Origin of the sequence: Faecalibacillus intestinalis (assembly GCF_015097455.1) — a bacterium.
GTDB classification, from domain to species: Bacteria; Bacillota_I; Bacilli_A; order Erysipelotrichales; family Coprobacillaceae; genus Faecalibacillus; species Faecalibacillus intestinalis.
In genome coordinates this window covers 84,542-107,051 of sequence record NZ_AP024085.1, presented here as the reverse complement: position 1 = coordinate 107,051, position 22,510 = coordinate 84,542, and the positions used below count along the sequence as shown (strand labels likewise).

Here is a 22,510-nt window from a genome sequence, read left to right as displayed (position 1 = left end):
TAAAAATATGAGTAACTCTATTTATTTAACATTTTACGATAAAGTACATCTTGGTAAAACCAAGATTTATGGATTTTATCGAATCCATTTCTTTCTAATAGTTTAATTGATTTTATATTATCTTCATATACATGACATAAACATATTTTAAAAGAATATGTTTCATTCATTGCCTTAAATACACTCTTTAATGCTTCACTTGCATATCCTTTAGACCAGTAAACACTATCTAAAGTATATCCTAAAGTAAAAGTTGTATGCCCATCTATTTCAATAAAAATATCTCCAATAAGCTGATTGTTTTCTTTTAAATAAAGGCCAAATTGGTAGTTACCAATTTGTCCATGAAATGGATGCTTTTGACAATATTCAATACGGTTAATAGCCTTATTTAAAGGATATTCATCCCATGATTGATACATTGCAACTTCTTCTTTATCACGATATTCACTAAAACGTTTGGCATCATCTAATGTAAGTGGCTTGATTATGAGTCTTTCTGTTTCTATATTCATATTATTTTAAATTATAATAGATAAATAACATTCTATCTTTTCCATTAATGTCTTTAATAATTTCAAAAGGGTAATCTCCAAAGAATTCTTTGATTGCTGTTTCCATTAATTCTCTTTGATCAAATCCCATTTCAAAAGCTAATAAAGCTCGATCATTTAATAAAGGTTTAACTTCTTTAAAAATCTTTCTATAAAAATATAAACCATCATTTCCACCAAATAAAGCAACATGAGGTTCATTATCCTTAACCATTGCTTCAATATCTTGATCATTAGGAATATAAGGTGGATTAGAAACAAAGATATCTACTTTTTCATGTGTATCTAATAAAGGTTGTAACATATCTCCATTTCTAAATTCAACATTCGCCCCTAATGTTTTCGCATTATCTTGAGCAACAACTAAAGCTTCTTTAGAAATATCTGTCGCAATGACTTTTAAACGTGGTTCTTCTAAAGCAAGAGTAATCGCAATAGCACCACTTCCTGTCCCTACATCACATAAATGAATTTCTTTATAATCATTAAAGTAATCATCAATACGATATAAGATGTTTTCTACCAATTCTTCTGTTTCATAACGAGGAATCAATACATCTTCATTCACTTTAAAGTCTCTACCAAAGAAACTTTCACACCCTTTAATATATTGAATAGGTTTTCCTTGATAATATTCTTCCATTCCTGCAAGAAAAGCTTTTTCTAATTCAGGTTCTACTTCTTCATTCATCATTAAATAAAGTTCATGAGGTTCTTTTTTAGCAAGATGATAAAATAAGACTTTTGCGACATTGACATCTTTATGTTCATCATCCAATTTACTTTCGGCTTCTTTAATTAATTCTCTAACTGTTTTCATTATTTTTGTCCTTCTAATTTAAGACGTTGATCTTCATTGATTAATGCTGTAATAATATCATCTAATTTACCTTCAATAATACGATCTAATTGTTGAATTGTAAGTCCAATACGATGATCTGTTACACGGTTTTGAGGATAGTTATAAGTTCTGATCTTTTCAGCACGATCTCCAGTACCAACTTTCGATTTTCTTTCACTATCAATTGCTTCTGTTTGTTGAGATTGGAAGTAATCATAAACACGTGCTACTAAAGCTTTCATTGCTTTATCACGGTTATCATGTTGAGAACGTCCATCTTGGCTTGTTGCCACAATTCCTGTTGGTAAGTGAGTAATACGAACAGCTGAATCTGTTTTATTGATATGTTGTCCTCCGGCACCACTTGCACGATAAGTATCAATTCTTAAATCACTTTTATTAATTTGTACATCAACTTCTTCCATTTCTGGCATAACTAATACTGTTGCAGTTGAAGTATGCACACGTCCTTGTGTTTCAGTCTTAGGAACACGTTGAACACGGTGTGATCCAGATTCATATTTTAATTTACCATAAACACCATCACCAATCACATTGAATGAAATAAGTGAGAAACCACCAGCTTCAGATTCTTCAGCTTCCATAACTTCTACTTTCCATCCTTGGCTTTCAGCATATTTTACATACATTCTATATAAATCACCTGCAAAGATATTTCCTTCATCTCCACCAGCAGCTCCACGGATTTCCATGATAACGTTTTTATTATCATTTGGATCTTTAGGAATTAATTCTAATTCTAATTTTTTAATAATATCTGGCATTCTTTCTTCTAATTCATCTAATTCCATTTTTGCCATTTCTTTAATTTCAGGATCATTTTCCTTCATTAATTCTTTAGCACCATCAATACCATCTTTTACTTCTTTATATTCTTGAAACAAATCATAAGCAGCTTGTAAAGAAGCTTGTTCTTTTGTAACATCTGTCATTTTTTTAATATCTGTACCAATATCTGGATCCATTAACATATGACCTAATTCTTCATATCTATTTTCCATAGATACTAATCTATCTAACATACTTTCATTCATAGCTTTTTACCTCCATTAAATTTTTTATACTCATAGCACAATAATAATACATGAAATAGACGATTTAAACAAGAAAAAATGGGCATTAATGCCCATTTGGAACTTGATCTAATAATTCTTTTTCTTTGACTAAATCAGCATATAATAAGTCCCCTTGTAAAATAATTAAGAAAATAAGTGAACCCCATATAGCTCTATCTTTAAAATAATGACACATCACAGTAGAAAGAACAGCACCACCTATAAAACATAAAATCATACATAAATGTCTTAAAGAACGATTTAAATATTTCTTTTCATGTCTTTTTCTTAACCAACGAACAAAGAAACTCCCTGTTTGTCTAATATGATTTGTTACAAAAGTAGTAGCCATACCTACTTTTTCTGCTTGTCTAAAAGTATTAAATTGCATTGCACAAATAAAGTTAATTGTTACTTGAAATACTTGATCAGGTACACTACTAGGAAGTAGTCCTAAAATAATAACAGTAATTATTTCTACCCCTATTAAGATGGTATCCCATCTTAATTTTCTATATTTCTTTATTTTTAAAGCCAAATATTCAGAAACCATTGTTCCTATAAAATAAGAACTAATAGGAATTAATAAATAAGCAGCTCTTGAGAAATCCATATTACCTAAAGCCATACCAAATAAAACAATATTGGCTGTTTGGGCATTACAGAAAACACCACCCTTTACTGAAAAAGTATAAGCCCCAAAGAATCCCCCTACAGTAATCAACAATAAAAAACAACGCCAACGTTCACACTCTAGAAAGCCTTCTTCTTTTTGTTCGAGTTCTTCTTCAACTTCTTCTAACTCATCTTCTAATTGTTCTACATTCTGTTCTACTTCGTCATAATTTTCCATTTTTATCACCGCAAATATTATATTCCTGTAATAATTTGTTATCAAGATATAATTCTATTAAAAAAGACACATGTTTTCATGCGCCTTAAGTAAGCGTCAAATAAATAAGCGATTATAAATAATTGATGAATTCAATACAATAAGGATGTACTTAATAAGGAGGTGCATCTTTTTTGATAATTAGAGGAAAAGAAAAATGGAAGGAAGTTATCGAAGCACAGAAACAAAGTGGTTTGACAATTAAAAAGTATTGTAATGACAATCATATTTGTATTTCCAGCTTCTATAAACAAAAGGCTTTGATCCTTGAAGAAGAAAATACTTTTCTACCTGTCATCCTTGATAAAAGTAATGACGTTATTGATTTTGATATTGACCATCATCATATTTCCTGTTCCAAACAAAATCTCAAGATTTTATTGGAGAACCTGCTATGATTATCAATACCGATGAAATCAAAAATATTTATGTTGCCAAGCAGTTTTGTGACATAAGAAAACAAATTGATGGTCTTGCTTTGATTGCTGCATCTCAGTTCAGCATGACTGTCTTGGATCATAGCTTGTTTATTTTTACCAATGCTTCACGTAATAGAATCAAGATGCTTTATTATGAAGCCAATGGCTTCTGGCTTTTTACAAGAAGACTTGAAAATGGAAAATTCAAGTTTAAAAAGCATGAGGAATCAGGCGTTTTGATGATTACACCCCCAACAGCTCAACTGGCTGATTGAAGGACTGGAATTTGAAAATAAAATTAGTGAGGATACTGTATCAAACTGTATTCTCATCTAATAATTTATGGTATAATCTTTCCTGTTTGAAGGATGTGATGACAATGAAAAAGGATAAAAGAATCAGACAGTTGGAAGCTGAACTTGAAGCAAAAAATACAGTCATAGAAAGTCTGAAACAGGAACTGAATTATGTTCGTGAACAGCTGGTTCTTTATAAAAAAACATTTTATGGATCAAGAAGCGAAAAGATCGAAATACCTGATCAACTGACACTCAACCTTTTCAATGAAGCTGAAACTGAATCAACAGTATTAAAAACAGAACCAGAACTGCAGGTAAGAGTTACATCACATTCAAGAAAGAAATCAAAGAAAAGAGGGATTGAAGATCTTCCTGAAACAGTTGTTGAACATGATTTGGAAGATAAAACAGATCCTCAAACAGGGAAGCCATTAAGACTGATTGGAACGAATGAAAGAAAAGAACTTGTCCATCATAAAGAATATTATGAAGTCATAAAACATATTCAATATGTTTACAGCGGGGAGTATGATGAAGAAATTGAAACAACACCAATGTACAAAGGTGATATGCCTAAAGCAGTCATACCTAAAAGTTTTGCTTCACCATCATTGCTCGCATCGATACTTGATAAAAAATACAATCTTTCTTTGCCATTATACAGATAGGAAAAGGCACTTGAACGCATAGGGATTACATTATCGAGGCAGACAATGTCCAACTGGATCATGAAACTCTATGATCTTTACTTTCAAGAATTTGTTGAGTACATGCATGATCAGCTTTTAAAATGTGAATATATCAATGCAGATGAAACAAAGCTGGAAGTATTAGAACTCAAAAAGAGTGAAGGAAAACAGGACTGTTAGATGTGGGTGTATAAAACAGGAAGAAGCGAAGAAAAGAAGATGGTGCTCTATCAGTTTGAAAACGACAGAAAATATGATAGAGCCAGCGATTATCTTGAAGGCTTTAATGGAGTAATTCAAAGTGATGGCTACCAGGCCTATGCAAATATAAAAGATATAAAAAAACATGGGATGTTTTGCTCATATTAGAAGAAAACTGGTAGAAGTAATGGATGTTGCGCCACATACACCAAAGAAATCACATTTGGATACGGCAATGACATATGCCATCAATAATGAAAAATATTTAAGATATTATATAGAAGATGGGCGAGTTAAAATAAGCAATAATTCAGCAGAAAGATGTTGTAAGAGCTTTGTCATTGGCAGAAAAAATTTTCTGTTTTCAAACAGCATCAATGGAGCCAAAGCAAGTGGAGCGGCGTACAGCATAATTGAAAGTGCAAAAATAAATGGCCTAAAACCGTATGAGTATATAGAATACATACTAACAAGAATGACAGGAAATAAGCTGACAGCAGATTTACTTGAAAAAATCATGCCATGGTCAGAAGAATTACCAAAAAATCTATACAAAAACAAAAAGGCATAGAAATATGTTCTTTTGGTGCAACAATAAAACAAACAGGACATTTTCTTCATTATGAAGGCTTACTGCTTGTTTTTTATTCTATGCTTATAAATTGATGCTTACTATTCAATACATGTATATAAAACCAATCAATGATCATAAATAGAAAAGGAATTCCTACCCATATCATAGTTTCTATAAAATGATATCTTTTTGCATTCATCCTCATCACCTCTTAACAAAATATTACTCTTTTTTATGTTAAGAAAATATCCATTAAATGTAAAAAAAGAACTTCTTTCGAAGTCCTTATGCTCTTGAATTCATTGTATTTTGTTTTAAAGAATTTACATATTCCATTTGATGTTTAGTATTTTCTCTTAATTCTTTTTCCATTCCTTCTAATGTCATATGTTGTACTTCTTTAGTTTCTGCTTTTTTTCCACATACTTTTTCTAATGCTTCTCTAGCATCATGTTGTAATGTGTTTCTCATTTGCTTTCTTTGTTCTAATTTCATTTCTGAAGTTTTGATTTCTCCCGCTACTGATTGAAAGATTTCTTCTTTTGTTAATTCTTCTCTTCCTTCATTTCCATGTTTTACATCATTACTATCTTTAAAATACTTTCTTAAAGATTCTTTTGCTTCTGCGTTAATTTCATTGATACTCATAATATTCATCCTCTCTTTCCTAAGACACCTGTAGCATAATCTTTTTTAATTTTTCAGAAAAGAGAAATGTATACAATTTTAATTTCATTAACAAAATATATAAAATGTAAGAGCTTTATTTGTTAATGAGATTTACAATAGCCAAAAGAAATTCTTGAAGCAATAAAGCAAATAAACGCTAAAAATAAATAAACATAAAGCATAGCCTGCTTGGAAAAAACTCATTGCCCTGGCAAGTCCTGAAAAAAGATTTTCAATCAAAAAAACAATGCCATTATTGAAAATAATTCTAAATAAAGAAACACATCCTGAAGATAAAGCTGGTATAAGCATAATCATTTTATGTTTATTTTTATAATCTTCCAATAATCCTACCGATAAACGTAAAACCGTTTGTGATATCCCATAAGTTCCTATAATAATTCCAATAAATGACTCCCCTTCGCTACATTGATGTTATGTTACATCAATATCATTCACTACTATGAGAGTGTCTGACTCCTCATGATGTACCTATCACTTCGAATTACACTTATAGATAAGTACCTTGATATACACCAAGTAGTCATAAGGTCTGACAGGGTCATCGCTATTTCCTTAATATCATGCCAACAGACTTCACAATAGAAGGCCTATGTTATCGTCTAGTTCATTGATAACACAGTAAATAGACTTCCACATTTATCGCAATGTTGTCACACATTCTACTGCATATCCTTCACACACCGCCTTACGTTGATGCATTAGATTAGACTTTTCGAATAGCACTAGTGCGCACGATGTAGGACTTTCACCTACAGGATTTTTACATTCCATGAAGCATTTCAAGTTAATAGAGCCCTATCTTGAATAAGCATTTATAAGTAGAAAATGTCATGCCCCTGTTGACATAACATATAAGCGACTGCCTGTCGCACGAAAAGACAACCCATTTAATTAGGTTGTCTTTCAGTGCGAGATTTTCTCAATCATCCTATTAATTTTGAGATTTAATTAAAGATTCATATACAGTTCCTTTACAATCTTCTAAGGCTCTATTTTTATATTCCTTGCTTTTTGATTCATTACCCATATTTTTGTAGATAACTGATAATAAGAATTCGAGATAGGGAGTATCTGCATTGTTTTTAGTATATTCTACATCTTCTAGATCAGATTTTAATTCATCATAATACTTAATTCCACCACTAATTAAAGTATCATTGACCATATCCATCTGTCTATATAGGGCATGATCATTTGTAGTGCTAACCATTTCCAACAAACGATCAATCATAGATGCATTCTTCTTATCTACATATATATAGAATACTGATTTTGCGAGAGCAGACTTCTGCTTAGAATTCATAGGAACATGGTCCATTATATTGTTTACTTGAGTATCTATTTGTTTGTTATCATTTACTTTTAGATAAGCATTTAAAAGTAAATATTCCCTATTAAATAGAGGAATACATATCTTAGCTAGTTGAGTTGCTATTAAGTCTTCTATTGCCTTAATATCATTTTTTTGGAGTAATGTAAGATATATTTTTAGAAATTTCTTTCTAATGATCACTGGAATAATTCCAATAACAGCAATCACTATAACAGCAACTAACATAGCATTCATACTTTTATGCCCCTTTCTCAATCAACTTTATAATATCATTTAATTCATCAATAATTATATCTGCCTGGCTTTGATCCAAGCCAAACTTATCATCTTTTAAAGCCAATACCTTAATACCGGCTCTATTTGCAGCTAATATTCCTTTAGATGAATCCTCAATAATAATAGCTTCATCTTTATTCACATTCAATTCTTTGATTGTATGTAAATATATTTCTGGATTGGGTTTACTTTCTTTGAATTGTTCACCACTTACTATAAGTGTGAAATACTTTCTTAAATCAGCTTGAGCTAATGCAGTATTAATAGCATTTAAACTTGAAGAGGACGCTAACGCAATTTTATAATGTTCACTTAAGCTTTCTAAAACAGAATAGATCTGTGGTCTAACGACTGCTTTATAATCACAATCAAATGAACGAAAATATTCTTGAAGCATATTTTTAAATGTAATGAAATCTGTTTTGTTGTTCCACATTGTGTATGCTTGTTCATAATATAATTTACTATCAATACCAATAAGAGGAATGCAATCACTTACTTGTATTTCTATATCATGCTGTTTAAAAAATCTTATCAAATCATTTATATACATGGTTTCACTATCAAAGATCACACCATCCATATCAAAAATAATCGCTTTAATCGTCTCCATCATAATTCACAAAATTCTCCGTTTTTGCAGCTGCGATAGCCTTAAATTCTTTTAATAATGGGTGTTGATAAATAGAGTGTAAGTCATTTGAAACAATAAAGCTTAATAATTGTACAAATGGTAGATATACAAGTGGACTTAATTCACTTGATACCGTATCACTCAAACTTAAAACATGATCATCACTCGATAATTGAGGGTTGTTTGAAATCAAATAAGCTCGATTTGTGACTTTTCGTGTAGCCTTATATACTTGTTCTACTCGTCGACTTGCACCATCGTTTCCATCAAAGAAAATCACATTGTATTGTGGCGTTAATTGAAGGTTTGGTCCATGGATATACTCTTCAATTTCATAGCAGCAACTTGGAATATGAATGGTTTCACCCATTTTTAATGCACTTTCAAGTGCTGTTCCATAATTAGCACCCGCTCCACAACTGTAAACCCAGGACATAGATGAGAAATTCTTATAATGTTGCTGAATAAAGTTTGTAGCCTGATCAATCATTTCTTCATTTAAATCAGCTGCTTTCTTTAATTCATCCAAATACTCAGTCTTTCCAGAATACGCAATTGCGAATAAATCTAAGAATAACGCAAGTGAAGAAACACCTTTTGTGACATAGCCAACTAATTCTTCTCCAACACCATATTCAATCACAACATCCGCAACATCTTTTACATCGCTGTTTTTATTTCCTGTTAAACAAATAGCTCTACATTCTTTTTTCTTGGTGATTTTTAATGCTTCTATTGCATTTGTACTTAACCCACTCTGTGTAACCACTAAAACTAAGTCGTTCTCTTTAATGTCATTTTCATAATACGTAAATGTATATGGCGTAATGATTCTTACTTCTAAACCACTTACTTTTTCCACGAAACTTCTCGCACAATAACAAGCATTATGACTTGATCCAGAAGCAACAAGTAAAATACGTTTTATTTCTTTTTGTTGCACTTCTTTCATCAATGGATCAACTAGTGTAGTATATTGTTCAATATTTGTTCTTAATACGTCTGGTGTTTCTTTAACATAATCAAACATTGTTAATTTATTCATAATATACCTCCAATTATTAAGGTATAAGAGGTGGAATGAATCCACCCCTTATATTTTAGTATTCTAATCTTCTGTAATAACGACGGATTTCCATAGGGTGACGAGTTTCGATTTCCATATGAACATCGATTCTGTTGTTTACAGCATGCATTACATGGTGAGATAAGTGTTTACGATATTTTTCACTAATTCCTTTTAATTCGTAATCTTTAGAGTCGATGATTGTGTAGTTTTCACAAATTCTTGGAATAAAGTTAGCTACACGTTCAGATAATGGACGCTGAGCATCTTCACCAATATAGATAGTAACTGGAGTTTCTTTAGTTACGATTTCGAACATACCGTGGAAGAATTCATTTGATGTGATTGATTTAGTTTTTAACCATAACTGTTCTTCCCAATAGCACATCGCATATGAGTAAGTAGCACCCCACTGATTTCCAGCACCTACAAAGTAGTGCATTTCATCATTCCAATGTTTTTTAGCGAATTCAACAGCAAATGGTTCAGCCTTCTTTTCAACTTCTACTAAAGCTTCTGCTAAGTATTTGTCAAATTCAGCATACATATCTTCGTAGTCTTCTAATTCACCATTGTTGAACATGAAACGGTCAGCAACCATGAAGAACTTTAACTGTTCGTTAACTGGGTAAGAGATCTTGTAGTCTCCTAAATCTAATAAAATAGCTTCTTTAGCATCTACAAATGAAATAACTGTAGAACCAACTTCAGCTTTGATCTTTTTGATAGCATCAACTACTTCTTTAGTATTTCCAGTTACAGAAGAGATAATAACAACTGTATCTTTAGTAATACGTTTGTTTCCTGTAGTTAAGTATTCAGCAGCATTTTCTGCCCAAGTTTCAATGGCACTCATTTCTTTCATATGTACTGTAGCTTGCATTGCACTTGCCCAAGTACCACCAACACCTAACCAGCAGATGTTTGAATATCCACGTTCGCAGATTTCATCAACGATTTCGTTGATCTGAGGGCGTAGAGCTAATGCGCCATTTACGCTATCGATTTTTTCCTGTTCATTAAATTTAATCATTTCCATTTTCTTTTCCTCCATTTATTTTAAATTTATTAACAACCTAAGATACCAAAGAATGCTCCGACCAATCCGATCACAACACAGATTAACAACAATGTAGTTGTCTTAACATTTTTCTTTTTCAATAAGTAGTAAACTAGTAATGTGAATAATAACGGCATTAAACCAGGCATGATATTATTAAATACATCATTTAATGTAGTTGCTTCATTACCAGAACCAAACTTCAATGGGAAACTGATTGATACGTTTTCAGCAGTCATACCACCAACGACCATCAATCCTAAAACACTTGCTGCATAAGTAAGTTTTGCCATTAATCCATTCTCCTGGATCTTAGCCAAGAATCCACTACCTAATTTATAACCAGCATTCATTAAATAATAACGTAATCCCTGAGCTGGAAGGTTGAAGATTAATAAGAATAAGATAGGTCCTAAGATATTTCCTTGATTTGCTAATGATAGACCCACTCCAGTAGCGATAATACGTAATGTTCCCCAGATGAATGAATCACCAATACCAGCTAAAGGTCCCATTAATGAAACTTTTACACTGTTGATACTTTCTGTATCAAATTCAGGATCATTTGCGTTACTTTCTTCCATAGCAGCACTAATACCTAAGATTAATGTTGCCAATTGTGGAGTTGTATTGAAGAATTCCAAGTGACGCTTCATAGCTGCAACCTGGTCTTCTTTATTTGGATATAACTTTTTGATAACTGGTAACATACTATAGCAGTATGACATATTCATCTGTCTTTCATAATTCCAAGACCATTCCAAACCGAATGAACGCCAGAATACTTGATTTAATTCTTTTTTAGTTAATTTATTAGAAGTCGTCATCTTCATCCACTCCTCCTTCTATAGCTGTTTGAACCGAATTACTACGTAACTGAGTTAATACGATAGCAATGATAGCTCCAAAGATTGCAATCGCTGTTACTGGAACCTTTAGGTATACGCTTAATGCGAATCCTAAGAAGAAGAAACATGCAACGTCTTTGTCCATAATCATCATTAATAATAAACCGAACCCAATTGCAGGTAATAAGCCCATTGTAATTTGTAAACCATTTGAAATCCATTTAGGAATGACATTTAATAAAGCCTGTACAGCAGGTCCACCAGCATAGTAACCACATGCTACGATTACACCGATAATTAAGTTAACACCGAAGAATCCACCTAATAAGTGCATTCTAGCAACTCCAGCCATATTTCCCTCAGCTGCATATTTATCTGCTTTGTGAACAAACGGAGGTAAGATGAATACCATTCCAACGTTCTTTGCGATTAATACTAGTGAAGCAACTGGTAAACCTACAGTTAATGCGGTTTCTGGTCCAGCTCCTGTTGTAATTGTGAAAGCTGTTCCTAATACAGTTCCTGAAATCATTTCAGGTGGAATACTAGCACCGATTGAGAAAGCTCCCATAAATGCTAATTCTAATGTTGCACCTAAAGTAACACCTGTTTGAACATCACCAAGTACAATACCTGTTAAAGTACCCATAACCAATGGTCTTGACAGCAAACTTGTACCGAACAAATACTCAGCATTTCCAAGCATTGCTACCAAGCCAAGTAAAATTGCTTGTAGTAACATATTTCTCCTCCTATAAAACTTTTTCTACATTTACTGGATTATCTTCTGGAACCATCTGAATTGTTACATCCACACCTGATTCACATAATCCTTTTAAAATTGTTTCTTCTGCTTGTGTAATATTCATTGCTTTAGAAATATTACGAGTTTCAGCAGTTGCCTTAGTACCACCAAGATTTAATTTTTTAATGTTGCACTCTTTACATAATCTTTCAGCATCCTTAATAGATTCAACTACAGTCAATAATTTATATTTGTCTGTAACACCACTATTGATTGCATTTACTGCATCATCCATACTTTTAATAACTAATTTCACACCACTTGGCTTTGCCATCTTGATTGATGTTTTTCTTAAATCATCTTTCATAACTGCATCACACGCAATTAAGATACAATCTGCTTCAACTGCATTTTTCCAAGAAAAAGCAACTTGACCATGTAACAATCTGTGATCCACTCTTAATAATTTAATCATTTTCTTCTCCTCCTATTAGAAATCTTCATCATCTTCGCTTGTCATTCCACTCATAACAGTCATTCCATCTTTAGCTGCTTCGATCAAATCGTTCGCTTCTGCTAGTTCAAGTTTTCCGTTCAAGCCTTTCATTACTGCATCTAATACTAGTCCCATGTTCATTCCTGAAAAGACCAGTACATTATCTAATACTGCAAGTTTAGATAATGCTGTGTGAACACTTCCACCTTTAATATCACACAAGATTAAGATTTGTTCTTCACACTCTTTTGCTTCTTTCAAAACTTCTTGATAAAAGTCTTCAGGATTTTCTCCAGGAAGCAAGCTATATGTTTCTATATCCTTAGCTAAATCTCCAACAATCATAGAAACTGAATCTTTCATCCCTTTAGATAATCCTCCATGTGATGCAAGTATGATTTTTGCCATATTCTCTACACTCCTTTCTTTTTCATATAAGTTCAAGCTTCATGTCAGTTTATAGATTCTTTCGCTTAATCTGTACAACTAACTTCCACTTATACCCTAGCAAGCTTCGTGCCAATTTATAGATCTTTACGCTCAATCTGTACAACTAACTTCCACTTATATTTAAGCAAGCTTCGTGCCAATTTATAGATCAATACGTTCAATCTGCACAACTAACTTCCACTTATATTCAAGCAAGCTTTGTGCCAGTTTATAGATCTTTACGCTTGATCTGTACAACTAACTTCCACTTATACCTAAGCAAAAAGTGTGCCAATTAATAGCACACTAATCATTAATAATATAGTTGTATATATATTCTATTTCTTCATCTGGAATCTCAACGTTGTAGTATGTCTTAACTTCTTTCATTGAAATATTTACTTGATCTATAAATTCTTGATGCTTTTCTTTAAAGTCTTGATCAGTAAAGTTTGAAATAGCCTGTCTTGTAACTAATCTTTCTACAAGACAGCAGATATGAACATATAATCCAAAGCATGTTCTATTTTTAAATCTCTTATGTAAGATATTCTGTAGATGGTCAATTGCTTTCGCAACATGTTCAAGTAGTTTATCCGGATTTAATATAGTTAAGTTATTCATGACATTGGATAATGTGAAATTACGTAAGATATTCTTTTCAAATATCTCCATCTGTTCTTTTTTCATATACTTTCCAAAGTATATCTCTACCGCATTCTGACCTTCATTAATGATCAATTCCTGTATACCAATATACTTCATAGATTCAATGTTAGGATCAAGTGTTCCAATAACACATACAACCTCATAATCATTCATTAACTGGTCATAGACCTGTTTACGTATTAAAGCAGGATAATCATAAGTAATAATCTTTAGATTAGAATCTTCAGGTAAAGAATTGAATAAGATTTCTTTGATCTTATGCGCTGCACCTAATCCTGATGCACAAGAACAGATTACAATAGGTTCTTTGTTTTTCTTAAGTTCTACATGTGTTTTATAGATGTTTTCCTTAAGAATAGAATCAATGACTTCAGTCACTGTTTTATTGAATTTAATTCCCTGTCCTATTTCTAACGCACATTTAGTATTAATATTGTTTACTAAGGCAATATCCGCATTACTTGTATCTAATCCCTGATATATTTCTTCAAGAGAACCCATATCAACTAATAAATAAAGTTTTGAGATATTACCAACATGTGCAATGTAATCATTGATCTTTCTTGTAATAGTTTGTACATCCACATCTAATGGCATATCAATCGCATCAAATATATAACTATTCAACATTCTATTGGCTGCTTCTGCAATAGAACTAGCAGTTGAATAACCATGCGCAATAATAACCGCAATTGTGAGATCTTCACCAGAATGTGCAAAATACTTAATCATACAAATACAGATAATACATTCTACAAAGTCATCAATATCCTGATTCATATTATTCTTTAAGTAATGAGAAACATCCTGTCCTATTTCATATTCACGATGGAATTCAAGTTTAAGATATTTCTTTAAGTTCTTCACTTCATCATAATTCTCATTGATCCAGTTATTTGTCAGATATGTATTCTTAGAGAATTCTGAGATATATGTAGCGAGTGCTATCAACTCATTATGTGAAGTCCTAAAGCCATAATGTTCAGTGATATTATTAAATATCTTTTCTAGATAGTTAGTAAGATAATCAATTGAACCTGCACGATTATCATTAAAGATTAATTTTTCAAAATATCTATCTACAGTCTTCTGTGCATTTATCGCAAATGAAGTATCTCTCTTTATATTAATTAATGATTGATAAAAATCTTTAATGATACCCTGATCTGATACAGGAAGAAGTGTATTAAGAGACACAAGCTTATGCTTCTTCATAATCATAGAAGAGACATCTATACTATTTCTAATACTGTCAGGTAAATCATAAGCATGAATTTCTAACGTATCTGAATTACTTTTATATAATGCACTCACACAGCTTGCCTGAATCGTATTAGTCAGTTCACCAATATTACCTACAAATGTATGATTCAGTAACAACTCATAGACATTAGATGAAATAAGAATTGTTTTGTTGATACGCTTCTCTTCATTCTTTAAGAAGTTATACATGAGTTCTAGCTTTTCATTTTCTCCTCTTTGGGCAAGAGATGGAATTGTAAGAATAACAGGAATACGTCTAAGGAATGTTTTTAATAATGCTTTTTGTGGTATTTCTGTTGTTGCAAATATAATTCTACATTTTGATTTATACCACTTATTATTATCACCTACTAAGTGATAGATTCCCTGGTCCATATAAAGGAATAGTTTTTCTTGGCATTCCGCATTTAAACAATGCACTTCATCTAGGAATAATACACCACCATCCGCAAAATGTAATAAACCTAAGTTATCACTATCTGCACCTGTAAATGCGCCCTTCTTATAGCCAAATAGGTTTGCTGTGAGTAGTTCTGGGTTATTGGCATACTCTGAACAGTTCACCTGTACAAAATTCTTAGATGCATCAATTAAGCCTGTATCTACACAATATTCATACGTAAGTTTAGCCATAAATGATTTACCAGTACCAGTTGGTCCATAAAACAACATTGGTAATCCAACTGGTGGATATGCTACTGTTGCCTTAATCTTCTCAACAATCTGATACATACTTTCATTAGACCCAATAAGCTTTTCAAAGTTCTGTAACTCTGTCTGATTATTTAATTCAGCTTCCAATTCATCCAATGATTTGTATTCATCTGATGAAAGTTTCTTCTTATATTTACTTTCAAGAGAAGCTCTTGAAAGATATAAGATAGGACTTGCTTTAATTTTAATAAGTTTTTTCTCATTAAAAAGTTCATTTAATAATCTTATCACTTGATTTCTACCTAGTTTTAATTCTTTTGATAATTGGGTGGATTGACATTCATCATATGAATTTTGATCCATTTTCCCATTAATCAACAACATTATTTTTTCTTCCAATGAAATCACCTCATTATTCATCATAAAACAAATAAAACTTGTACGCAACAATAGTTATTCGGTATACTATTCAAGTAAATATCTAAACATTAATTGGCACGAATTTTGCTATATATTGATGAGAGGTGATGACATGAAACAGAAAATGCAATATATTCAAACATTGAAACAAACTTTAAAATTGAATCAAAAACTATTAAAATCCTTAGATTTCTTGACTGACAACATTGATGATATCAACAAAGTAATACAGGATATACTAGAAACGAATCCTTTTTTAGAATTAAAATCATCAAAGAATTATGATAATCAGCAGTTTATTGAAAGTATTTCTAATAAACGTTCTTTAAAAGATGATCTCTATTATCAGTTATATGCCTATACACATCCTTATAATGAAGATGTAATGACATATCTGATTGAATCATTGGATGATAGTGGATTCTTATCTTATCCTCTTGATCAATATATGAGTGACCTTCATATCGATCAAGATATTCTTGATGCACATTTAGATATATTACGTTCATTTGAACCTAATGGTGTGGGTGCCTCTGATGCGATTGATTCTATTCTTATTCAGTTAAAAAATAATAATAAAACTAAAACCTATACACTATTTAGAGATTATCAAGATGTCATCTTAACTCAGAATTATTCACTTATTAAACAAACAACAGGATTAAATAAAGAAGAAATAGATCATTTATTCTATGAAATACGTTCTTGTAATCCATTCCCTTGTAATATGTATAACACGTCTCATGATGACTATGTATCTCCTGATATACTCATTGAAGTAGAGAATTCAGATATTACTATTACACCTATTAACCAACCTGCTCTCATGGTGAATGACACTCTATATGAAAAAGTAAAAAATGATGAGAATATGAAAGCTTATTTTAATGAGGCACATTTCTTAATGGAGAATATGACAAAGAGAAATCAAACTGTTCTTATTGTCGCAAATGCGTTAGTAAATATACAAAGTGGATATTTCTTATATGATGATGAATTATATCCATGTACTTTATCACAGCTTGCAAGTGAGACAGGATTCCATGAATCTACTATTTCACGTACTTTAAATAATAAGTACTATAGCTTTAATGGTGAGGCTTATCCTCTTAAAAAACTTCTTGTTTCTCAAACTGCTTCAGGAGATAGCAGTGATTCTATTAAAAAGGCTATTGTTGAGTTAGTAGATGATGAAGATAAAGAACATCCACTTTCAGATAATCAGATTCTCAAAAAACTAGAGGAATTAGAATTACATTGTTCACGTCGTGTTATTGTCAAGTATAGACAACAATTGAACATTCCTTCTTCTACTAAACGTAAGGTGCTTAAGAAAGTAGGCTAACCTATCACTAGGCTAGCCCCTTATCAAACCGTACGTGCACTATTAATGCATACGGCTTACCAATTTACTATTTATTTAATTTATGTACGGACTATCTTGATAAAGAATCGTCCATTTTCTTTAATCTCTTTTTTGTGTAGAATGCTATACCTAGTTCTTTGAATTTTTGAATGCGTTTTTCCATATCAACCTTATTTCTATGCATGTGACCTTCGAATACTTTGAGAACCTTGTAGACATTCAAATAATAGTTGATCTTACCAACGATGATAGGATTTATATCCTTTATCCATTCTTCTTTTGGCTTAGTCCATCTATAAGCCATATTGACCTTGATTTCTTCACCGGTCATTCTCATAGAATTGATACCAAATGTATAATTGATAAAAATCATTTTAAAAAGTCCCACAGGATTAATAGAACATCTGCCAAAATCACTATAAAGTGATTTTACTAACGGATAGATGAATTTCCAGTCTATCGTAGCTTCCAGTGTTCTAACCAAATGGTCTTGTGGTACTAAGTCATCTAAAGGTAAGCGTCAAATAAATAAGCGATTATAAATAATTGATGAATTCAATACAATAAGGATGTACTTAATAAGGAGGCGCATCTTTTTTGATAATTAGAGGAAAAGAAAAATGGAAGGAAGTTATCGAAGCACAGAAACAAAGTGGTTTGACAATTAAAAATTATTGTAATGACAATCCTATTTGTATTTCCAGCTTCTATAAACAAAAGGCTTTGATTCTTGATGAAGAAAATATTTTTATTCCTGTCATCATTGATAAAAGTAATGATGTTATTGATTTTGATATTGACCGTCATCGTATTTTCTGTTCCAAACAAAATTTCAAGATTTTATTGGAGAACCTGCTATGCTTATCAATAATGATGAAATCAAAAATATTTATGTTGCCAAGCAGTTTTGTGACATGAGAAAACAAATTGATGATCTTGCTTTGATTGTTACATCTCAGTTCAGCATGAATGTCTTGGATCATAGCTTGTTTATTTTTACCAATGCTTCACGTAATAGAATCAAGATGCTTTATTATGAAGCCAATGGCTTCTGGCTTTTTACAAGAAGACTTGAAAATGGAAAATTCAAGTTTAAAAAGCATGAGGAATCAGGCGTTTTGATGATTACACCCCAACAGCTCAACTGGCTGATTGAAGGATTGGAATTTGAAAATAAAATTAGTGAGGATACTGTATCAAACTGTATTCTCATCTAATAATTTATGGTATAATCTTTCCTGTTTGAAGGATGTGATGACAATGAAAAAGGATGAAAGAATCAGACAGTTGGAAGCTGAACTTGAAGCAAAAAATACAGTCATAGAAAGTCTGAAACAGGAACTGAATTATGTTCGTGAACAGCTGGTTCTTTATAAAAAAACATTTTATGGATCAAGAAGCGAAAAGATCGAAATACCTGATCAATTGACACTCAACCTTTTCAATGAAGCTGAAACTGAATCAACAGTATTAAAAACAGAACCAGAACTACAGGTAAGAGTTACATCACATTCAAGAAAGAAATCAAAGAAAAGAGGGATTGAAGATCTTCCTGAAACAGTTGTTGAACATGATTTGGAAGATAAAACAGATCCTCAAACAGGGAAGCCATTAAGACTGATTGGAACGAATGAAAGAAAAGAACTTGTCCATCATAAAGAATATTATGAAGTCATAAAACATATTCAATATGTTTACAGCGGGGAGTATGATGAAGAAATTGAAACAACACCAATGTACAAAGGTGATATGCCTAAAGCAGTCATACCTAAAAGTTTTGCTTCACCATCATTGCTCGCATCGATACTTGATAAAAAATACAATCTTTCTTTGCCATTATACAGATAGGAAAAGGCACTTGAACGCATAGGGATTACATTATCGGGGCAGACAATGTCCAACTGGATCATGAAACTCTATGATCTTTACTTTCAAGAATTTGTTGAGTACATGCATGATCAGCTTTTAAAATGTGAATATATCAATGCAGATGAAACAAAGCTGGAAGTATTAGAACTCAAAAAGAGTGAAGGAAAACAGGACTGTTAGATGTGGGTGTATAAAACAGGAAGAAGCGAAGAAAAGAAGATGGTGCTCTATCAGTTTGAAAACGACAGAAAATATGATAGAGCCAGCGATTATCTTGAAGGCTTTAATGGAGTAATTCAAAGTGATGGCTACCAGGCCTATGCAAATATAAAAGATATAAAAAACATGGGATGTTTTGCTCATATTAGAAGAAAACTGGTAGAAGTAATGGATGTTGCGCCAAAAGGGACAGTAATAAAAGAAACCCAAACATATAAAATGTATCAGTTGATCAATAAACTGTTTTATCTTGAGAAGGTATACGATAAAAAATACAAAAAGGATTATGATCGTATAACCAGAGAAAGAAAAACAAAATCACTTCCAGTACTTGAAGAATTCTATGAAATAGTGAAAACAGTTGCGCCACATACACCAAAGAAATCACATTTGGATACGGCAATGACATATGCCATCAATAATGAAAAATATTTAAGATATTATATAGAAGATGGGCGAGTTGAAATAAGCAATAATTCAGCAGAAAGATGTTGTAAGAGCTTTGTCATTGGCAGAAAAAATTTTCTGTTTTCAAACAGCATCAATGGAGCCAAAGCAAGTGGAGCGGCGTACAGCATAATTGAAAGTGCAAAAATAAATGGTCTAAAACCATATGAGTATATAGAATACATACTAACAAGAATGACAGGAAATAAGCTGACAGCAGATTTACTTGAAAAAATCATGCCATGGTCAGAAGAATTACCAAAAAATCTATACAAAAACAAAAAGGCATAGAAATATGTTCTTTTTGTGCAACAATAAAACAAACAGGACATTTTCTTCATTATGAAGGCTTACTGTTTGTTTTTTTATTCTATGATTATAAATTGACGCTTACCGCCTTAATCATAGTATCCATATTCTGTGTCACTCATCAAATATTCATATTCCGATTCATGTTCTTCATCTCTACCTGCTTTATATTCATAGCTAAAAATAATGACTTTATTTTTATCTACAAACGTTCCATAAACAAGTCCACCAGCTTTTTTATTATTTTTGTTTTTAAATTCATATCTATATCCTGGTTTATCCGTATTATCTGATTGATAACTTCTCTTTTTGATGTTTTCTTCTGTATTATAATTTTGGTATATTTCATCTTTTAAAAATGTATAAGCTTCTTTTCTTGTAGATATAGTTTCAACATCTATGGCTTTTAATGTAATTCTATTATTTTTATCTAATTGATAACAATGATAATATTCATTCGAGTCACTACTTTGTTTATATTTTAATGGAAACATATATGATATATGATCTATTTCATAATGATTCATTTCTATTTTCTTTAAACCACATCCAGTAAGTAATACAACTAATAGTAATATAATAATCTTTTTCACTTTAATCACCTAGATCCTCTATATGTTGTAATAATTTTATTTTTTGTTACTACAATTTGATAGTCTTTATTTGTATAAGTATTTCCTTTTTTCTTAAATGATTTTATTGCTTGGTCATAGTTTTTGTAATGAATTTTATTTGTATCAAATTGATAAGTATAATCATCATTTAAAAATTGAATATAAGCATTATTTTCTCTTGTTTCATAATCAGTAAGTATAATAATAAATTTAAATACTCCATTTTTATAAATATCATTTTTAATAGTGATATTTCTTTCATAATAAATAATTTCTTGATTTTTTACTTTTTTTATACAGTTTGTAGTTTTAGTTTTAACCGCTTCACTTTCATAAAGATCATCTATTTTTTCATATGTTTCATATTGTTGGTTATTTTGATTCGTATTTATAAACAAACATAAAGTAAGCATTGCTATAAAAAAGTATCTCATTTGTTTTGTATTGAATTTTGGACTTAACTTTTGCAATATTCCAATAATTATAATAGGAATAAAAGTCATGTAAAAAACATTAGCACTTAATAAAGAAGTTAAAATAATATCTATTAAATAAATAATAGAAATGATAAAAATCAAATAATCTTTAATTCCATTTAATTTCTTTAATATCTTCAAATCCTTATCATGTTTTAAAGCATATAAAATTGAAAAATTTAAAATTGACGATAATAAAATACCTATAGCTAAAATAAAGACCATTAACAATATAAGGTATTTAGTAAATCCTTCATAATAAACAATTGGAAAACCAATTTCAAAGAAATCAGTTAAAAATAATTTCCCAATCCAAAATAAGAAACAAGCTAATATTGGATATACAAAGTATCTCATCTTTTTAAATTGTTTGATCTTATTATTTTTATCAAATACAAATTCTGTATTTAAATCTGGCGCATCTACATTTCTATTTTCTAACACTCTAAAATCAGGCAATGCATTTTCTACATCATGATATCCCATTTCCTTCAAAACTTCATTATATTCACTAGAGGATGGAGTGTAATCTATTTGATACTTATAAACATGTTCATCATGACTAAAACGATAATAATAGCCTATAAAATCTAAACGCCAACCTTTTTTAGACATCTTATTAAAATATTCTTGTAACTCTTCATCTAAATACAAACTATTTCTTAAAACATATTTGTGTTTCATTGTCTTATCCTCCCTTATTATTTGTATCTTGTAATAATTCTATTTTTTAATACTTTGATTACATATGTTCCATTGTCATATGTATTTCCTTTTTTATTAAAGGATTGAATAGCTTTTTCATAATGAACATATTGTGTTTTATTACTGTCCCATGAAACATTAGATTTTGTATTTACTGCTTTTTCAAAATTTTGATTATCTCTTGTATCATGTTCTGTTTTGATAATGATGTATTTAAAGATTTCATCTTTATACTTATCTTTTTTAATCAAGACATCTAATTGTGGATAGGTGCATGTTGTATCTTTTATATCTTTTTCATAATTTGTAATTTTTGTTTTAACAGTGCTACTTTCAAATAATGAATCATCCATTTGTACCTGAGGAAAAATAAG

27 protein-coding genes and 3 pseudogenes are annotated in these 22,510 nt (G+C 31.0%); 10 read left to right on the top strand and 20 right to left on the bottom strand.

What is annotated here, in order from left to right; all coding sequences use genetic code 11:
• Positions 1-17: 17 nt before the first annotated feature.
• From Fi14EGH31_RS00605 to Fi14EGH31_RS00590, 4 genes are all read right to left on the bottom strand, one after another.
• Positions 18-515 (bottom strand): GNAT family N-acetyltransferase, encoded by a 498-nt coding sequence (locus Fi14EGH31_RS00605; RefSeq protein ID WP_117788583.1) that lies wholly within the window; start codon positions 513-515, stop codon positions 18-20.
• A gap of 1 nt (position 516) precedes the next feature.
• Positions 517-1,374 carry a peptide chain release factor N(5)-glutamine methyltransferase gene (gene prmC, locus Fi14EGH31_RS00600; RefSeq protein WP_032091181.1) on the bottom strand — a complete coding sequence of 286 codons (858 nt, stop codon included), beginning with the start codon at positions 1,372-1,374 and terminating at the stop codon, positions 517-519.
• Complete coding sequence (prfA, locus tag Fi14EGH31_RS00595; protein WP_022002396.1) at positions 1,374-2,450, bottom strand: peptide chain release factor 1; 1,077 nt, start codon at positions 2,448-2,450, stop codon at positions 1,374-1,376. The genes prmC and prfA overlap by 1 nt, the downstream gene beginning before the upstream one ends.
• Before the next feature lie 85 nt (positions 2,451-2,535).
• Positions 2,536-3,324 carry a YoaK family protein gene (locus tag Fi14EGH31_RS00590; RefSeq protein ID WP_107029653.1) on the bottom strand — a complete coding sequence of 263 codons (789 nt, stop codon included), beginning with the start codon at positions 3,322-3,324 and terminating at the stop codon, positions 2,536-2,538.
• A gap of 173 nt (positions 3,325-3,497) precedes the next feature.
• Here Fi14EGH31_RS00590 and tnpA (Fi14EGH31_RS00585) point away from each other — a divergent pair, with 173 nt between their 5' ends.
• The 5 genes and pseudogenes from tnpA (Fi14EGH31_RS00585) to Fi14EGH31_RS00560 all read left to right on the top strand — a co-directional run bounded on the left by tnpA (Fi14EGH31_RS00585) (position 3,498) and on the right by Fi14EGH31_RS00560 (position 5,542).
• Positions 3,498-3,761 (top strand): IS66 family insertion sequence element accessory protein TnpA, encoded by a 264-nt coding sequence (gene tnpA / locus Fi14EGH31_RS00585; RefSeq protein ID WP_117575566.1) that lies wholly within the window; start codon positions 3,498-3,500, stop codon positions 3,759-3,761.
• Positions 3,758-4,057, top strand: a complete 300-nt coding sequence (tnpB, locus tag Fi14EGH31_RS00580) for an IS66 family insertion sequence element accessory protein TnpB (protein ID WP_117865069.1) — start codon at positions 3,758-3,760, stop codon at positions 4,055-4,057. The genes tnpA (Fi14EGH31_RS00585) and tnpB (Fi14EGH31_RS00580) overlap by 4 nt, the downstream gene beginning before the upstream one ends.
• 104 nt (positions 4,058-4,161) lie before the next feature.
• Positions 4,162-4,749 (top strand): IS66 family transposase, encoded by a 588-nt coding sequence (locus tag Fi14EGH31_RS00575; RefSeq protein ID WP_158546555.1) that lies wholly within the window; start codon positions 4,162-4,164, stop codon positions 4,747-4,749.
• Positions 4,750-4,764: 15 nt separating this feature from the next.
• Positions 4,765-5,139, top strand: a pseudogene (locus tag Fi14EGH31_RS15190) (IS66 family transposase); the annotation flags it as partial.
• A complete protein-coding gene (locus tag Fi14EGH31_RS00560) occupies positions 5,117-5,542 on the top strand; it encodes an IS66 family transposase (protein ID WP_117481872.1) in 426 nt (141 codons plus the stop codon). The pseudogene Fi14EGH31_RS15190 and the gene Fi14EGH31_RS00560, both read left to right, overlap by 23 nt.
• 73 nt (positions 5,543-5,615) lie before the next feature.
• Here the strand turns inward: Fi14EGH31_RS00560 and Fi14EGH31_RS15500 are convergent, their stop codons facing one another.
• The 12 genes from Fi14EGH31_RS15500 to Fi14EGH31_RS00505 form a co-directional block, all read right to left on the bottom strand.
• Positions 5,616-5,744: a hypothetical protein gene (locus Fi14EGH31_RS15500; protein ID WP_267905640.1), complete on the bottom strand. Its 129-nt coding sequence runs from the start codon at positions 5,742-5,744 to the stop codon at positions 5,616-5,618.
• 86 nt (positions 5,745-5,830) lie between these two features.
• Positions 5,831-6,193, bottom strand: a complete 363-nt coding sequence (locus Fi14EGH31_RS00555) for a hypothetical protein (protein WP_117347677.1) — start codon at positions 6,191-6,193, stop codon at positions 5,831-5,833.
• 132 nt (positions 6,194-6,325) lie between these two features.
• Positions 6,326-6,559, bottom strand: a complete 234-nt coding sequence (locus Fi14EGH31_RS00550) for a hypothetical protein (RefSeq protein WP_106987543.1) — start codon at positions 6,557-6,559, stop codon at positions 6,326-6,328.
• A gap of 610 nt (positions 6,560-7,169) precedes the next feature.
• Positions 7,170-7,805 (bottom strand): hypothetical protein, encoded by a 636-nt coding sequence (locus Fi14EGH31_RS00545; RefSeq protein WP_106987542.1) that lies wholly within the window; start codon positions 7,803-7,805, stop codon positions 7,170-7,172.
• A 4-nt stretch (positions 7,806-7,809) separates the two neighbouring features.
• Positions 7,810-8,463 (bottom strand): HAD family hydrolase, encoded by a 654-nt coding sequence (locus Fi14EGH31_RS00540; protein ID WP_118573756.1) that lies wholly within the window; start codon positions 8,461-8,463, stop codon positions 7,810-7,812.
• On the bottom strand, positions 8,447-9,526 hold the full coding sequence (locus Fi14EGH31_RS00535; protein ID WP_022000661.1) for an SIS domain-containing protein: 1,080 nt from the start codon (positions 9,524-9,526) through the stop codon (positions 8,447-8,449). The genes Fi14EGH31_RS00540 and Fi14EGH31_RS00535 overlap by 17 nt, the downstream gene beginning before the upstream one ends.
• A gap of 55 nt (positions 9,527-9,581) precedes the next feature.
• A complete protein-coding gene (locus Fi14EGH31_RS00530) occupies positions 9,582-10,586 on the bottom strand; it encodes an SIS domain-containing protein (RefSeq protein WP_022000662.1) in 1,005 nt (334 codons plus the stop codon).
• A gap of 29 nt (positions 10,587-10,615) precedes the next feature.
• Entirely contained in the window at positions 10,616-11,440 is an 825-nt protein-coding gene (locus Fi14EGH31_RS00525; RefSeq protein WP_199588564.1) for a PTS system mannose/fructose/sorbose family transporter subunit IID, read from the bottom strand.
• A complete protein-coding gene (locus Fi14EGH31_RS00520; RefSeq protein WP_117347680.1) occupies positions 11,421-12,197 on the bottom strand; it encodes a PTS mannose/fructose/sorbose/N-acetylgalactosamine transporter subunit IIC in 777 nt (258 codons plus the stop codon). Before Fi14EGH31_RS00520 ends, Fi14EGH31_RS00525 begins: the two co-directional genes overlap by 20 nt.
• Before the next feature lie 10 nt (positions 12,198-12,207).
• Entirely contained in the window at positions 12,208-12,675 is a 468-nt protein-coding gene (locus Fi14EGH31_RS00515) for a PTS sugar transporter subunit IIB (RefSeq protein WP_117347681.1), read from the bottom strand.
• 15 nt (positions 12,676-12,690) lie between these two features.
• On the bottom strand, positions 12,691-13,104 hold the full coding sequence (locus Fi14EGH31_RS00510) for a PTS sugar transporter subunit IIA (protein WP_117347682.1): 414 nt from the start codon (positions 13,102-13,104) through the stop codon (positions 12,691-12,693).
• Between the two features lie 327 nt (positions 13,105-13,431).
• Positions 13,432-16,119 (bottom strand): sigma 54-interacting transcriptional regulator, encoded by a 2,688-nt coding sequence (locus Fi14EGH31_RS00505; protein WP_227352286.1) that lies wholly within the window; start codon positions 16,117-16,119, stop codon positions 13,432-13,434.
• Positions 16,120-16,243: 124 nt separating this feature from the next.
• On the opposite strand from Fi14EGH31_RS00505, the gene Fi14EGH31_RS00500 reads away from it, so the two are divergent.
• A complete protein-coding gene (locus Fi14EGH31_RS00500; RefSeq protein WP_117782891.1) occupies positions 16,244-17,476 on the top strand; it encodes an RNA polymerase factor sigma-54 in 1,233 nt (410 codons plus the stop codon).
• A gap of 310 nt (positions 17,477-17,786) precedes the next feature.
• Here the strand turns inward: Fi14EGH31_RS00500 and Fi14EGH31_RS00495 are convergent.
• A pseudogene (locus Fi14EGH31_RS00495) lies at positions 17,787-18,008 on the bottom strand (transposase); the annotation flags it as partial.
• Between the two features lie 86 nt (positions 18,009-18,094).
• Between Fi14EGH31_RS00495 and tnpA (Fi14EGH31_RS00490) the strand changes: the two are divergent.
• From tnpA (Fi14EGH31_RS00490) to tnpC, 4 genes and pseudogenes are all read left to right on the top strand, one after another.
• Positions 18,095-18,415, top strand: coding sequence for an IS66 family insertion sequence element accessory protein TnpA (tnpA, locus tag Fi14EGH31_RS00490; RefSeq protein ID WP_147322940.1), 321 nt, complete (start codon positions 18,095-18,097; stop codon positions 18,413-18,415).
• A complete protein-coding gene (gene tnpB / locus Fi14EGH31_RS00485; protein WP_117826274.1) occupies positions 18,355-18,714 on the top strand; it encodes an IS66 family insertion sequence element accessory protein TnpB in 360 nt (119 codons plus the stop codon). Before tnpA (Fi14EGH31_RS00490) ends, tnpB (Fi14EGH31_RS00485) begins: the two co-directional genes overlap by 61 nt.
• A 43-nt stretch (positions 18,715-18,757) precedes the next feature.
• Positions 18,758-19,345, top strand: a complete 588-nt coding sequence (locus Fi14EGH31_RS00480; protein ID WP_158560220.1) for an IS66 family transposase — start codon at positions 18,758-18,760, stop codon at positions 19,343-19,345.
• 15 nt (positions 19,346-19,360) lie between these two features.
• Positions 19,361-20,323: pseudogene (tnpC, locus tag Fi14EGH31_RS00470) on the top strand (IS66 family transposase); the annotation flags it as partial.
• 107 nt (positions 20,324-20,430) lie between these two features.
• Here tnpC and Fi14EGH31_RS00465 read toward each other — a convergent pair.
• From Fi14EGH31_RS00465 to Fi14EGH31_RS00455, 3 genes are read right to left on the bottom strand one after another with little or no spacing between them, the layout of a single operon-like run.
• On the bottom strand, positions 20,431-20,934 hold the full coding sequence (locus Fi14EGH31_RS00465; protein ID WP_107029647.1) for a hypothetical protein: 504 nt from the start codon (positions 20,932-20,934) through the stop codon (positions 20,431-20,433).
• 5 nt (positions 20,935-20,939) lie between these two features.
• Positions 20,940-22,115, bottom strand: a complete 1,176-nt coding sequence (locus Fi14EGH31_RS00460) for a DUF2812 domain-containing protein (protein WP_022001261.1) — start codon at positions 22,113-22,115, stop codon at positions 20,940-20,942.
• A 17-nt stretch (positions 22,116-22,132) separates the two neighbouring features.
• A complete protein-coding gene (locus Fi14EGH31_RS00455; protein ID WP_200765025.1) occupies positions 22,133-22,489 on the bottom strand; it encodes a hypothetical protein in 357 nt (118 codons plus the stop codon).
• Positions 22,490-22,510: the final 21 nt, after the last annotated feature.